This is a genomic window from Dyadobacter sp. SG02, from assembly GCF_900109045.1.
Lineage (GTDB): Bacteria > Bacteroidota > Bacteroidia > Cytophagales > Spirosomataceae > Dyadobacter.
Window position 1 is genome coordinate 184893 of sequence record NZ_FNYL01000015.1, and the last position, 14895, is coordinate 199787.

General features: G+C 54.0%; 8 protein-coding genes. 3 read left to right on the top strand and 5 right to left on the bottom strand.

Annotation, left to right across the window (positions count from 1 at the left end; all coding sequences use genetic code 11):
• Positions 1–13: 13 nt before the first annotated feature.
• Positions 14–733 carry a response regulator transcription factor gene (locus BMW93_RS28870; RefSeq protein ID WP_229240935.1) on the top strand — a complete coding sequence of 240 codons (720 nt, stop codon included), beginning with the start codon at positions 14–16 and terminating at the stop codon, positions 731–733.
• Here BMW93_RS28870 and BMW93_RS28875 read toward each other — a convergent pair.
• The 5 genes from BMW93_RS28875 to BMW93_RS28895 all read right to left on the bottom strand — a co-directional run bounded on the left by BMW93_RS28875 (position 660) and on the right by BMW93_RS28895 (position 13401).
• Positions 660–3710: an ATP-binding protein gene (locus BMW93_RS28875; protein WP_090384726.1), complete on the bottom strand. Its 3051-nt coding sequence runs from the start codon at positions 3708–3710 to the stop codon at positions 660–662. The genes BMW93_RS28870 and BMW93_RS28875 overlap by 74 nt on opposite strands.
• Positions 3711–3933: 223 nt before the next feature.
• A complete protein-coding gene (locus tag BMW93_RS28880) occupies positions 3934–7005 on the bottom strand; it encodes a CBM35 domain-containing protein (protein WP_090384730.1) in 3072 nt (1023 codons plus the stop codon).
• Positions 7006–7046: 41 nt separating this feature from the next.
• A complete protein-coding gene (locus BMW93_RS28885; protein ID WP_090384734.1) occupies positions 7047–8705 on the bottom strand; it encodes a RagB/SusD family nutrient uptake outer membrane protein in 1659 nt (552 codons plus the stop codon).
• Positions 8706–8717: 12 nt separating this feature from the next.
• On the bottom strand, positions 8718–12170 hold the full coding sequence (locus BMW93_RS28890) for a TonB-dependent receptor (RefSeq protein ID WP_090384832.1): 3453 nt from the start codon (positions 12168–12170) through the stop codon (positions 8718–8720).
• Between the two features lie 202 nt (positions 12171–12372).
• The gene (locus BMW93_RS28895) at positions 12373–13401 is read right to left on the bottom strand and encodes a FecR family protein (RefSeq protein ID WP_090384737.1); all 1029 of its coding nucleotides are present in this window, start codon (positions 13399–13401) and stop codon (positions 12373–12375) included.
• Between the two features lie 145 nt (positions 13402–13546).
• Here BMW93_RS28895 and BMW93_RS28900 point away from each other — a divergent pair, with 145 nt between their 5' ends.
• Both BMW93_RS28900 and BMW93_RS28905 read left to right on the top strand, forming a co-directional pair.
• Positions 13547–14146: an RNA polymerase sigma-70 factor gene (locus BMW93_RS28900; RefSeq protein ID WP_218147750.1), complete on the top strand. Its 600-nt coding sequence runs from the start codon at positions 13547–13549 to the stop codon at positions 14144–14146.
• Between the two features lie 46 nt (positions 14147–14192).
• On the top strand, positions 14193–14891 hold the full coding sequence (locus BMW93_RS28905; RefSeq protein WP_090384741.1) for a DUF421 domain-containing protein: 699 nt from the start codon (positions 14193–14195) through the stop codon (positions 14889–14891).
• Positions 14892–14895 lie beyond the last annotated feature (4 nt).

A 14895-nucleotide genomic window follows, 5' to 3' on the forward strand; every position in this document is an offset into this window, starting at 1 on the left:
TTTGTAATTCAGGTTGAAATGCGTTAATTTCAGTCGTTACGATCAAACCGTAATCCTGAAAGGATCTGTTGCCCATATGCCGCTCTCCATACTAATAGCCGACGATCACCAGCTTGTCCGCAAGGGACTTCAGATGGTCGTCAAAGAAGTCCTGGGATTCAATGTGACCGTAGAATTTGCCGAAACCGGCCGGGACGTGATCGAGAAGGTCACCGGACAGGATTTCGACCTGCTCATTACCGACCTGAATATGCCGGAAACCAACGAGCTCGCATTGATCCCCGATATTTTACGCATCCGTCCCAAGCTGAAAATCCTCGTCGTGACCATGAAGCCCGACAGGGTTTTTGCGGCCCGCTTCTTCCGCGAAGGCGCACTCGGGTACGTAAACAAAACAGAGCCGGACGAGGTCCTTGCCGAGGCGATACAGGTCGTAAGCCAGGGTCGGCGGTACATTTCCAGGTCGCAGAGCGAGATTTTTTCCAATGCATTGATCGGCAATGTCGCCAACACGCCTTTCGACAAGCTTTCGAAACGGGAGTTTGAAGTAGCCCTGCTCCTGCTCAAAGGTTACGGAGCCCTGGAAGTAGCCAATACATTGTCCATCAGTGCCTCCACGGCCAGCAGTTTCCGTTGTAGGGTTTTCGACAAGCTGGAAATCAAGAACCTGCTGGAACTGAACCATCTTGCCAGGATGTATCAAATTGATGCAGATTTTGAAGGTGAATCGTAAAAGTACTGCCCCGCCCGGGTTCGCTGGCAATAGCAATGCTGCCATGAATGTAATCGAGCATGGTATGGATCAGCAGGCTGCCAGTACCGCGGTTGCCGGACTGCCTGTCGCGGCTCATAAACAGGGCAATCTGCTCATCGGTAAGCCCCTGGCCGGTGTCGGTGATTGCGATCAGCAGCTGCCCGCCTTCCTCCCGGCATGAGAGCGTGATTTCCCCGTCGGTCGTGTTTTTATTGGCATTGTCGATCAAGTTACGGATGATGACCGAAAGGATCTGATAATCCGAAACACATTCCAGGTCGGTGTGTACGATCGTGAGCCGGTTATGGTTTACTTTAAAAAGCTCCTTGTACAGCGACGCGATTTCTTCGAACAATGCATTCAGCGGAAACAGGTTTTGGCTGATCTTGAACCCCCGCTGCTGGGTACTGATCCACATGAAAAACTGTTCGGTAAAGCCCAGCAGGTTTTGCGTGCCCATATGCAGGTCGCCCAGGTAGGCATCCAGGTCCGAGGGCGTGAGACGTGTGTGGTTTTTCAAGAGGTTACCACTAATGAGCGAAATAAACCGCAGCGGCGAGCGCATATCGTGGAGTACCATCGTGATCACGTGGTCTTTGAACCGGTTGCTTTCCAGCAATGCCATTTCCGATTTGGCCAGGTCGTCCACCGCGCTTTTCAGCTCCCGAGTTCGTGCCGAAATGACGTTTTCCAGCTCCTGTGCCTCTTTTTGCAGCTTGGTAAGCCTTCTTTTAAATAACAAATAACCAATCCCCACCGACACGCAAATGCATAGCACGTAAAACCACCACGTGTTATAGAACCACGGACGCACCTCGACAGGCAACACAAACTGGCCCGCGCTGTCGGGAATATGCGCGCCATTCCGCCGCACGAGAAGCTTGTAATCCCCCGGCGGAAGACTGGCGATCGTTACCAGCCCGTTCTTCTCCACTTTGTGCCAGTCGGCATCCAGCCCGGCGACCTGGTATTCGAGGTCCAGATTTTCCGGATTGCCGAAATAGGGCGACGAAACCTGGACGGATAAGCGCTTGAAATCGGGCGAAAGGGTAATGCCGCTCGCATTAAGCGTAACCGGCCTGCCTTTCACAGCCAGACTATCGGCAAAAATACCCCGATCGGGGTAGTAGAGTTTGAGTTTATGCGGGTAAAGCCACACAAGCCCTTTCATCGACGGGAGTGATAACAGGCTGTCTTTCAACCACAGGTAAGAAGGGTCGCAGCCTCCGTTGAACTCGTTGGTTGGCAGACCGTCGGTGCGGTCGAAACGGAAGAAATTGACCTTGTCCTGCCGCCTTTCCGCATAGGCCTGCAATTCGGATTTCTTCACTTTGAACAGCCCATTGTTGCTCGGTAGCCAGAAAAACCCGCGCCCATCTTCGATAAAGGAATGGACGGTCGTAAGCGCCTGTCTCGGCCCGGCCGGCATGCGGTAGAGCTTCTTGTTATGCATGAGGTAAAACCCCTTCCCGTAAGTCGAAATCCATATCTTATTGGCTGCTTCCACGTGCAGGGTCCGTATCGGCATCGCTTCCAGCACCGATTTGTCGACACGGTTGCGTTCATAATCATACCATTTCAGCCCTTTTTCGGTGCAAACCAGGAAATAGGACGGCCGGATCTGCTTCGCGAACAGGATGTTGGTCTTCTGGGGAAATTCCTTGAACCCGACGGCTTTGTCATTCACCAGTTTCCCAAATCCCCTGGCCGACGCGAAGAAATATTGCCCCTCGCCGGCCGTACTCATATGGATTACCGCGCTTTCGGACCCTACGATCTGGCTCCGGCCGCTCGCTATGTCCAGCTTGCGGAGCTTGTAATTTTGCTCGTAATACAGCTGGCCGTTGCCAGGCGCAAAAAGCCAGGCAGTAATACCGGGTTCGATGGGTAATTGCCGCGGTGGCTGATTCATCGAAATCAGCGTATTTCTCACGATCAGGGCGTCGTCGCCCGCTTTCGCCTGCGCGTAAAGGCTCTGATCGAGGACGGGTGCCGGAAATGGCGGTGCGACGAATATCTTTTTCTGCACGACAAACAGCCCGTCGGTCGTAGAACCGAGGTAATATGCCTGCTGTTCGGGCAAATAGCGGACGCAATTCAAAAACGGCACATGAATGCCTTCCAGTTCGATGCCGGAATCGAGGCGCCCGTTGCGGAGCGTGACTTTGTAGAGCGTTTCGCCCGCATAGGCGTAAAAGCCTTCAGGGCAAGGAAAAGTAAGAAAGTTTCCCGCCAGAAAACCGGCATTGGAAGCCAGCGGCCCGGCAATGGATGTGTAACGGGGCAACGGAAGACCGTTTTTCCAGGCTTCTACACGGTTGCCCGGCAGAATGCAGGCCAGAAACTGCCCGGCAAATAGCGCATACTCAGGCTTCCGGCCGGTATAGTCCCGCAAGGTTGCCGGGGCTTTCAGGTCGGGCGATAAATAGAGCAGGCTTTCGTCATTCCGGAGATAAATTTCATTATTTGAAATATTCGACGAATAGGGAAAGAGTTTCTGCCCGAGGTTATTGTAGAAATGGGCAAGCTTGCGGCGCATGTCCTCGTCATCCACCGCCACGCCTTGTAGCCCGACATGCACCGACCACGCCGGCAACAGCACCGGTGCGGGCGCCACGTGCTTCGCCGAAGCCGACACTTTAATGATCTGTCCCCCGTACACCCGCGCGTACAACGTACCGCGTGCGTCCCTGGTAAGTCCCTCCACGCGCGACGATTTCAAACCCGTCAGCTCGGAGGTACCGTAGGTCACAAAACGTTGCCCGTCGTAACGCACCATCCCCATTTCCGTGGCCAGCCAGCAATAGCCCCATTCATCGAATTCTATGTCCTTTACGCTGTTCTGGGGAAGGCCGTTGTCGGTATTGTATTGCGAGATAATATAGCGCTCCTGCTGCGCACTGGCCGAAAAACCAGGCAGAATAAGAGAAATCAACGCGACCAGGAGGATTCTCATAGTTCAAATAATTGTGGGTCGGGGGTATTTACGTATGAAAATACTAAAATATATGTTTACATGACAATTACTACCCAATTCATTAAAAGTACTACACCGAAACCCGACATTCGTCTACACGCCTGGTGACTTACCAAGGTCTTCCCGGTTGTTTCAAAACCAAAAAGGTCTGCAAAAATGCTTGCAGACCTTTCCTATAATACCCATTTTAACCTACTGCTAACTAATTCTTATTGAATCGCGTGTTTTGTACCACGCCGTCGGCCGACTCCACTTCCACCACATACATTCCCGCGCGCAGCGGCCTGATACCCGGCAAGGAAATCACTTCCGCCGGATTGGTATAGCTTCTCGAAAGCATGCATTTGCCATTCATATCCACGAGCCGCACCAGCACCTTTCCTTCCAGCGACTCGCCGAGTTTGATATTCAGCTCGTCCGCGCCGGGGTTCGGGTAAATGTTAATGCGCGATTTGGCATCGTCCGCATCCCGGTAACTCACCGCCCTGATCGCCGACCGCTCGCTTTGCCCGTCGAAATCGACCTGTTTCAGACGATAGTAGTTGATAGCCCCCGCAACCGGCACCAGGTCGTGGTAGGCATAGGATTGCTCTTTGGAAGAATCCCCGGCACCCGGCACTTTCCCAATGGCCTTGAAATCCTTGCCATCGGTGCTGCGTTCGATGACAAATTCCTTGTTGTTGGTCTCGTCGGACGTTTTCCATTGCAGCAATGTGCCTGTGTTCGACTTTTCCGCCGTGAAACCGATGAGCGTCACCGGCAATGTGGTATTGCTGAATTCGACAATAGCGGCGTCGGCGGCTGGTAGTGTGATGGAAAAGGAGCCCTGCACCTGCGTTGCCATTTGGCGGACGTTCTGGGCGCCACTGAAAAGCTCCCGCGTCGAATAATTATCGGAGCCGCTCATGCCCGCCCGTTCGAGATTGATATTGAAAGTTTTGGACGAACCGCCATAGTTGAAAATGGCGAGGTACGATTTGTTGCCTGCATTTTTGACAAATACCTCATTGGCCTGGTTACCGGTATTGCCCTCCACGGGGGTAAACACGGCACCGCTGGCGGCCAGACCGAGGAGGTCTTCGTTTTGCAGGAGCGCCTGCGCCTTGGTAGTCCAGGCACCGGTGGCGGAAAAATCGTCGCCGGTCACGAGCGTGCCGGTCACAATGCCCGATGCGAAGCGGGCGCGGTTTTCACCGTCGGTCTGCGTCCCGAACACGAGGTGGTCGGCGTCGAGGTAATTATAAATATGCTTCTGCCACCAGCCGTAAGTCGTGCTGTTCAGGGTGTAGGCGGTTTCGTTGATATCCTTGTAAGCATCGCACGCGATCCTGCGCATGTGTGCGTAGCGCCCGGTGGCGAGGTTGGGCGAAATGGCGGCATACACGAGCATTTTACCATCGAGCTGGTCGATGAGGTACTCCATACCCTTACGATAGGCCTCCATGCCGGTGTGGATGGTATTGTCGGCATAGCTGTCGGCTTCCAGCGATGCGTGACCGAGGAAATCGATTTTAATCATCTCAAAACCACAGGCAATGAACTTCCCGATCACCATTTGCAGGCGGGCTTTGGTGCCCGGGTGGGTAGGGTCCAATGCATAGGCGCCGTCCAGTTCCACAGGGTTGCCATTTACTTTTGTCCAGGCGTCCTGGTAGTTGTAAGTACTGCCTTCCATTTGCCGTGCAGACTTGCCCCAATCCACAAATGGCGCCCAGTAAATGCCCGGTTTGAAACCCTTGATTTTGCAGTAGTTGGCAAACTCGGTCAGTTCATTGAAGTTACCATTCAACCCGCCGCCCGACATATTATCCCAATATGAATCCAGGTCAATGTAAAGCGTATTGTCGCTATTCCGGAAATCAGGGACGCCGGTTGAAAAGAAATCCACGACCGACTTCGCCTTCGGCAAATTGATTGACGACTGAATGGCGCCCCAGCTGTTCCATCCGAAAGGTGTTCCGGCCGTCCAGTTGAAAATGTACCGGGGCTCGGCCAGCGCATTTGCCTGCCCGAAAATATCAAAACTTGCACGCCAGTCGGCGCCGTAACTCACGAGAATGCGCGGCGAGCGGCAGGCGGTTTGCCCTACCGATACCCATCCGTGGCCGCGTTTGTCGCGGGTGACGCTTTCCTGCGTCCAGCCTGCCACCACGGCCACATAATTGGTCGCGCCCCTGCCCTCGCCTACGAGGTTCACCCCCGTTTTCCATACCGAATGCTCCACCGATCCGATCACAAGGCCCTTCCGGTTGGCATTATCATAAATGGCCCCCGCTTCCGAACTAAAAAAATTGGCATACCGCACTTCCTTGGCATCGTAGCGCACCCAGGCATCGTTATCGAACGGCACGAACAATGCGCGGCGGTCGGTATTCGATTGAATATCCACGTAATTGGAAACAAGCGGCGTCATTTTGTAGCAGTTCGAGCCATTGCCGGTGAGTACCAGTTCGGTATAGAAATGCTCTTTGCCCGGATAGGTGTAAAATACCTGCTGCATACCGATCGCCCCGCTTTTGGTCATCGTGATCACGTGCTTCGTACCGCTGCCGAATGCGTCGGTAATGGGTGCCGACGAATAGGTACGGCCCGTAAATCCGGTACTCTGGTGCACCTGGTCCGAGTTAGCACTCGCAGTAGCCTCTCCGATCACTTTTACATTGTTGAAATACACCGAGTAATGCCCGTTCGCCAGGTCGTAATCAATCCGGTTGTTCGTCCCGAATGCAATGCTCTGAATATTAGGCGTATTGATCGGCGAGAATGCGATCTTGTCGATGTTTGGGCCCCAGCCGCCCGGGTTATCGAGACGGATGCTGTTGTTGCCCGCATTCAATACCATGCTCACTGTAATGGCCGCTGGCGTAGACCATCCGCCCGATGCGGGGCACGAAACAACGACGGGCGTACCGCCATTGGCCGTCGCATTAATGGTGCGCGGGTCCCCGGTGCTGTATGTGACGGTCAGGTTGTAAGTACCTGCCGCAGCCACATTCACCGGTAGCACCACCGCGCCATTGCCAAGGTTACCCACCTGGCTCCCACCCGAGCAGCTTCCACAGCCCTGGATGTCGGCGCCGTTGGAAAGCACGCCGCTTTCCGCTTCGAAACTCTGCGCAAATACATTTGTTTGTGCGAGCATTAACATACCCAGGCAAAAATTTGCCGCCCGGCGAAGCGTCGCGCGGCGAGGCGTCGGCCGGCGAACCGTCACACCGCTGCTGAACGGGCGGCATAATGCCGTCCCGTTCAACATTGAAAATGTCTTTTTCATGCTGAATAATTTTCAGGTTAAATATTTTTCAAAAACGGAGGTCAATACCCGGCATTCTGCTTCAATGCACCGCCCGATGCCTGGATCTCGCTTTGCGGGATCGGCTGCCAGTAGTTTTTGTCCTGGAACTTCCGGCCTTCCAATGCGATGATTTTCACATACTCGATGGAACCGTCTGTTTTCTTTTCGGGCCTTACGCCGTAAGCAGGCACGTTTTCGGTCACATTGGCGATTTTCCAGCGGCGGACGTCGAAGAACCGGTGCTCTTCGAATGCCAGCTCCACGCGGCGCTCGTTGCGGATGCGCTCGCGCATGGCTGCCTGGGTGAGGCCGGTCGGCAAATCGGGCATTCCGACACGTTTGCGGAGCTGATTCAGAGCGCTGTAAACGGTCGCGTCCGGGCCGGTAGCTTCGTTACGCGCTTCGGCGTAATTTAAGAGGATCTCACCGTAGCGGATGTATTTCCAGGGCTGAGTCGCCGTCTGGTTGGCATTGCGGATCGGGTTCTGGTCATTGATAAACTTGTAAACATAGTAACCCGTCTTGGTGGTATTCCAGTTTTCGTTACCATCCTTGCTATCCTGGCCGCCGGGCACGAATGTCTCCACTTTACGCTCGCGGTAAGCCGCGCCGTTGTACAATACACTCATGGTCAGACGTGGGTCGCGGTTTTTGTAAGGTTCTTTCGGATTATAGCCCGACTTCGGATCGGTGATTTTCGTACCGTCCATCATTTCATAATCGTCCACGAGATTCTGCAAAGGCGTATTGCCAGCCCAGCCGCCGTAGCCGTTCGGGCCGTTCACGAGTTCGAGGTTGGTGTGCTCGTTGGTAGGCGAATACAGGCGGATGAAAATGTCTTCCGAAGTATTGTTGGTAATAAAAAGCTTTCGGTAGTCATTATGGAGCGAGAATGCATTCTTATCCATCACCACTTTGGCGGCGTCGGCCGCTTTCTGCCATTTCGCCGCGTCGCTCTGATCATTATTATACAACGGGCTGGCCGCGTAAAGCAGCAACCGCGCTTTCAATGACAATGCCGCATTTTCCGAACCACGGCCAGGGATCACCGTCGAACCGGCTAGGCCCGCAGCAGCAGCGTCCAGCTCGGAAATGGCGTAAGCAAGGCTTTCTTCGATGCTTTTACGCTGGTATAGTTCGGTATAATCGCGGTCTTCCAATGTATAAACCTTGTCGCCGATAATCGGAATACCGCCGAAGTTGCGGATCAGATCATGGTAGCGGTAGGCGCGAATGAAGCGCAGTTCCGCTTTCAGGCGCTTCTTGCCCGACTCGCTCATAGGCACTTTGTCGAGATTGGCGAGGCCATAGTTGCATTCGCGGATGCTGCGATAGCTGCGGGTCCAGGTATTGGAAATCCAGCCGGTGCGATCGGGCGCTGCATTGCCCTGCTGCACGAAATAGGTGTCGTTATCAAAATTACAGATCGACTCGTCGGTGACGGAGCTCATCCAGGCATCTTCAAATCCCCGTCCGAAACCCGGCTTGTCGCTCTCGGTCGAGAGTTGCGTGCCCACGTAACGGCCCACCACATACGCATCGGCTAATGCGGAGTCGGCGAAAATGGCCTGGTCGGAAATAATGTCGGTCGGTTTGGTATCCAGGAACGCGTCGTCGCAGGCGGTAAGGCAGGCCGTCACGCCGGTTAGCAAGCTAAGTATCAGTTTATTCAATCTCATGTCTTTGTCAGTTTAGAATGTCACGTTCACGCCCACATTGTAGATTTTCTGCTGCGGATAGAAGAACGCATTGCCATTGTCGCCTTCCGGGTCGAAATCCTTCACTTTGGTGAATGTGAGCAGGTTAAACCCGTTGGTGTAGATCCGCAAACCGCCCAATCCAATCCTTGAAATAATTTTCGCCGGCACATTGTAAGCCAGCTCCACGTTTTTCAGGCGCAGGAAAGCGGTGTTCTGGAACCAGAACGTGTTTTTATAGCTGCCATTCACACCCGTACCCGTGCGCGAGTCTATGCGCGGCGAGTTGCCGTTCGGGTTGGTTGGGCTCCACGCGTCCTCGGCGCGCGACTGCATCACGCTGCTGAACTCGCCGGCTTCCACCACCACATACTGCGCCACACGCGCCTGGCCTTGCAGAAGGACATTCAGGGTAAGGTTTTTCCAACCACCGCCCAGATTCACGCCGTAGGTAATCTGCGGCACATTGCTATACTGCGAGCGAATGCGGTCGGTAGCGTCGATCTTGCCGTCACCATTGTAATCCTCGTATTTCAGATCGCCCATGCCCGCGCCCGACACGTGCGGGTAAGCGTCGAGTTCCTGCTGGGTTTTGAACACACCGATCGCGCGATACATGAGGTCGGCATTCGGATTACCAAGGTCGGAGCCGAGCGGCATGCCGGTGGCACGCTGGTAATCGAGGGTGTTGGGGGCCTCGTCGATGAAAATCACTTCGCTTTTGGCAAATGCGAAATTACCGCCGATGTTGTAAGTAAAATTGTTGTGGCTGCCCGCATACTGGATCTGTGTTTCCAGGCCGCGGTTATGCACCTCGGCAATGTTCTCTTTCGGGATTTGAGAGCTGCTGATACCCGTCAGCGCAGGAATACTCACATTGCGGCTGGCGAGGATATTGGTACGGTTCTCGAAGAAAAGGTCGAGATCAAAGGTCAGCTTTTTGAAGAGCGTCGAGTTGAGGCCCACATTGTATTTCTTGGCCACTTCCCAGGTAATGTTCGGGTTGGCAAGCAGTGAGTACTGAATGAGCGGCACATTGTTGGCATTGTTGCCGGTCGAGAATGCGCCGTTGCGCACCTGGAAGTTGTCGCGGAACTGGTTGGGGTTCACGCGGTCGTTACCCAGCTCACCATAGGAAGCCCTGATCTTAAGGTCGTTAACCGCTTCGCCTGTCCGGAACCACGGCTCCTGCGACACCCGCCAACCGAGTGAAATCCCCGGAAAAAAACCGTAGCGATTGCCCTTCGGAAACACCGACGATCCGTCGTAACGCAACTGTATTTCAGCCAGGTACCGGCCCATGTAGTTGTAGTTCACCCGCCCGAACACATTCCTGCGCGATTTGCGGTAACTGCTTCCGCTGTTGCCATAATCCACCGGCTGCGCACCGCCCTGGCTCAGATCGGGCAGTTGGGTCGTGATGAAATTGTTCCGTGACGCACTGAAAAACTCCTGCGTTTCGCGGCTCTGCTCGTAAGCGACGAACGAGGATAATGCGTGGTCGCCGAAGTTTTTGGTGTAGTTTAATTTGATATTTCCTGTCAGCAATGCACGGTTGGTCTGGCTCTCGTACATCTGCGCCTGCGCGGGGCCGCCGAGCACGGTGCTGTATTGCTGGGTGGTTTTATTATACTGGTAAACGATCCAGTTGGTTTTCATTTCTTTGGTAAATGCAAAACTCTGGTCGGCGGAGAAGAAGCCGTCAACCGACAAACCGTCGATCGGTAACTGATAACTTGCCCTGAGAATACCGTTCGAAACCGTGGTGGGACTGTTGTTGGTACCGGCCAGCGTCGCCATGGCGATCGGGTTTTTGCCTTGTTCCACACCGGCCCCGAGCTTTCCGTCGGGATAGCGTGCAGGTAATGTCGGATAGGTTCTGTACAAAAACTCAAACACATTACTCGCACCGAAACCGGCAATATAGCTGCGGTTCTCACGCCGTGTCGCCAGCTGAATGCCGAAGCTCAATTTGTCATTCACATTTACATTCACATTGGAACGCACGCTGTACTGGCGGTATTTGTTCACACCATCGCGGTAAAGGCCGTCCTGGTACAATGTCCCTGCCGATACAAAATAGTTGATCTTCTCGGTACCGCCGGAAACGGAGAGGTTGTGCTGGTTCTGCTTCGCCACCGGCTTCATCAACTCTTTCACCCAGTTGGTATTGGCATAATTAACCGGATCGGAGCCATCCCGGAATTTCTGGATTTCGGCGTCGCTGTACCGCTGGTTCATGCCGCCCGATGGATTGCGGTAATAGTCGATCGTATTCAGGATTCCTGCGTACGTAGGCGCATCCACGAACCTGGGCAGGCGCGTAGGCTGCACGAAGCCCTGGTTAAAGGAATAATCGAAGCGCGGCTTTCCTGAAATACCTTTTTTAGTAGTAATCAAAATAACCCCGTTGGCAGCCTGTGCGCCGTAAATGGCGGCCGAGGCGTCTTTCAACACCGAAATACTTTCAATATCGTTCGGATTCAGGCGGTCGAGCCCTCCTATGGCATTCGCGATCCCGTCGATCACGATCAGCGGGTTGCTGTCGCCGGTCGTAGCCCGGCCGCGGATCAATATGCTCGAACCATCCGAACCCGGCTCCCCGGAGCGGTTATTGGCGATCAGACCCGGCAAGCGGCCTGCAAACGAGTTGGAAATATTCGCCTGCGGGCTGCGGGTAATTTCAGAGCCCTGCACGGTCGCTACCGAGCCCGTGATATTCTTTTTGGACTGCGTACCATACCCTACCACCACCACCTCTTCCAGCGACTTCGAATCCACTTTCAAAGTCACGTCTACCACGGCCTGCGCGCCTACCGGCACTTCCTGAGAGAGGTAACCAACGAAAGAAAATATCAATACTGCCGGTCCACCAGCCGACTTATCATCCGGAATATCGAGCGCGTAAGCACCTTCCTCATTGGTGACCGTGCCACGCTGGGTACCTTTCAGCACTACGCTCACGCCGGGGAGCTTGTCGCCCTTGTCGTCGATGACGGTACCGGTGAGCCGGATGTCGGCCGCACTCGCTGCGCTGATTGTCTGCGTCTCGCCGGGGGCCAGCGGTTCCTGCGAAAACGACACTTTGCGGCTGCGTTTGAGGATGATCTGCCCGTCGCCGGGCTGGTATTCGATCTGCAAGGGCATCAGCAGACGGTCGAGCACGGTTGAAAGTTTCTCGTTACTGGCATTCAGGCTCACGCGGGTACGGACGGGGATAATACTGCGGCTGTACGCGAAACGTACGCCGGCAAGGTTCTCCAACCGGTCCAAAGCGGTGCCCAGCGGGATATTTTCCGCCTGGATGCTCACGTTTTTAGCCAGCAGGTCCTGGGCATTGATATCCCTCGCATAACCGCCCGCCGCAATCATTCCGATCAGGAAAAGCTGTATAATGGATAACCGCATAATATGGTATGCCGTCTTGCTTTTTAGGAAAAAATACATAAGTTTGAAATGGTTAATATGAACAATAGGAAGCCTTGCATCACCGGCCAGTGATGTTCCAACAAGGACTTCGTTCAGGATCAGGGGTGGCTCCAACACTCCTGATTTTCTTTTTTGAAGCGGGTATTATTTCGGTTGGTTGAATTTAGTCATAGGGCGGATTGTTAGGTGTCTGTTTTGATTGGTTTGACTGGGTTTTCTGCTATTCCGAAACGGCACATCCTTCGCCACGGATCACGATCTCATCATTTTGCATCACATAGCGGGCGTCCACGATCTGCATCGTCATTTCGAGTATTTCCGAAAGCCGGTTATGGTCGAACGTCGCCTTGACGCGGCAGTTTTCAAGGTTAGGGTTTTCCAGGCGGATCTTTACGTCGAATTTTTCTTCCAGGCTTTTCACCACTTCCCCCAGCTTCGCATCTGTGAACGTAAGCGAAACAGGCTGCCATAACGGTGCTTTTTCGGCGGCTTCGGGTACTTCCTCACTCACCAGCTCGCCGGAGGCTACTTTGAAAACCGCCTGCTGGTGCGGCAGGAGCATTACTTCCCTGCCTTTGTCGGCCGTTACGGAAACTTTCCCCGTTACGACGGAGACTTCATACTCCGCCTCACCCTTGTTCGCACGCACATTGAAACTGGTACCGAGCACTTTCACCTGCACCGACTCGCCGTGCACGAAAAACGGCCGCGACGGATCGTGTGTTACCTCAAAAAACGCCTCGCCTTCGAGGGAAACCTCACGGGAATCATCATTGAAGTCTTCCTTCGCATAGGTAACGCGCGTGCCGGGGTTCAGCCAGGCTTCGCTCCCGTCGGGAAAAACGTGCTTGCGTACCTGGCGGGTCTTGTTGATGGTCGAATAGGTGTGCTTCCCGAGCGTGAAACCGGATTGATGTCGGGACAAAAAATAATTGATACCCACCCCGGCCACCAGCAGGATAACCGCCGCGGCAGCGTAACGCACGTACTGGCCAAACGCCGAGCGCCGCAAAGGCACGGTCGGTACCTCGCCCGGCGAATCCTCACGGGACGACAGTCTTCCAATCTCTTCCTGCACCTTGCCCAAATGCCGGGGCTGATCGAATGCGGCACCGGTACCGGTTTCTTCGGATAGCGACGCGTACCATTCGTCTACCTGAAATGCTTCCTCCGGTGTGCATTGTCCTTCCACATAGCGCTTCAACAGCTCCGGTGAGAGGTCGCCCCGCGAAATATTCCCTTTATTCATAATCCGTTTGTAATGACCTGTTATTTCGGTTCTCTATCAACAGGACGCACGCCACGCTTTTATCCCTAGTGACTTTTGAAGAAATTTTATAACAAATACTATTTGAATCCTTATTACTTTTGAACGAAGTTGAAGAATGCACCCAATGAGTAAGGATTACCGCGACAACGACGACCTCGAATTATGGCAGCTTGCGAAGGTTTCGGACGATTCGCTGGCCTTTGCCGAGCTGCATCGCAGGTATTCGTCCCGGCTTTACGCGCTCGCATTGCGGAAGACCGGCAACAGTGAGGCGTCGGAAGACCTTGTTCAGGATCTGTTTGTGCATTTGTGGCTGCAACGGACGGGCATTACCATCGAAAAAGCATTCAACCTTTACCTTTTTTCGGCGCTTAAAAACCGCATTATCTCCTATTTGCGGAAGCAGATCGTACAGCACACGGTTTCGCTGAACGACATCGACCTGGAAACGCTTTCGTCACAATCGGCCAACCTGGTACAGGAATGGCTTTCCCTGAAAGAAGTGCAGGAAATATACGCCCGCGAGCTCGCGAACCTTCCCGAAAAAAGCAAGCACGTATTCGAAATGAGCCGCAACGGCGTTCCCAACAAAGAGATCGCGCAAATGCTCGACCTCTCCGAGAAGACCGTCGAGTTCCACATCAGTAAATGCCTGCGGGTACTGCGGGCGAAGTTCGGCTATGTGGTGAATGTGCTGGTGTGGGTGCTGGCGGGGGCGATGTAGGCCGCGGCACGCATTTTGCACGTATATGGGCAAACAATGCTTAGCTATGCCCGAATTTGCCGATTGGAGAAAAATTCTCATGCACGACCATCCCTTCACTTTCCTGCTGGAAGTGGTAGTGAGGACCATTATTATGTTTGTGATCATCCTCATTGCCCTCCGGGCTTCCGGGAAGCGGGGGATCAAGCAGCTTTCTATTTTCGAACTGGTACTTATTATCGGATTAGGCTCCGCGGCGGGCGATCCGATGTTTTATGAAGATGTGGGTATCTTGCCCGCATTTATCGTATTTCTGGTCGTGATCAGCCTCTACACGCTCGTCACCCGGCTTTCCGACCGTTTTGTGAAGGTTGAAAAAGTCCTGGAAGGCGAGCCCCTTTACGTGATCCGCGAAGGCAAGCTCCTCACCGACGCCTTCAAGGATTCGGGGTTGTCGCAGGACGAATTTTTCGCCGCGTTGCGAGTGAGCCATGTCGAACACCTGGGCCAGGTACGCACCGTGCTCATCGAAACCTCCGGCGAATTCAGCATTCTTTTCTACCCCGATGAAGAGGTGAAATACGGCCTGCCTATTTTCCCGGACAAACTGCAAGAAAAGCTGAACAGCCACGGAAACTACGGCTACATCGCCTGCGTCAAATGCGGCGGCGTGCGGAGCGGCAAGGATGCGACCAAGCTCCCGACCTGCCCCGAATGCGAGGTTTCCGAATGGGTGGTGGCGTCGGATGCGAAGCGGGTTGGGTGAGGTG

Coding starts and splice junctions, on each gene's coding strand:
- BMW93_RS28875 (WP_090384726.1), bottom strand. CDS start 3,710: ATGAGAATCCTCCTGGTCGCGTTGATTTCTCTTATTCTGCCTGGTTTT.
- BMW93_RS28880 (WP_090384730.1), bottom strand. CDS start 7,005: ATGAAAAAGACATTTTCAATGTTGAACGGGACGGCATTATGCCGCCCG.
- BMW93_RS28885 (WP_090384734.1), bottom strand. CDS start 8,705: ATGAGATTGAATAAACTGATACTTAGCTTGCTAACCGGCGTGACGGCC.
- BMW93_RS28890 (WP_090384832.1), bottom strand. CDS start 12,170: ATGTATTTTTTCCTAAAAAGCAAGACGGCATACCATATTATGCGGTTA.
- BMW93_RS28895 (WP_090384737.1), bottom strand. CDS start 13,401: ATGAATAAAGGGAATATTTCGCGGGGCGACCTCTCACCGGAGCTGTTG.
- BMW93_RS28900 (WP_218147750.1), top strand. CDS start 13,547: ATGAGTAAGGATTACCGCGACAACGACGACCTCGAATTATGGCAGCTT.
- BMW93_RS28905 (WP_090384741.1), top strand. CDS start 14,193: ATGCCCGAATTTGCCGATTGGAGAAAAATTCTCATGCACGACCATCCC.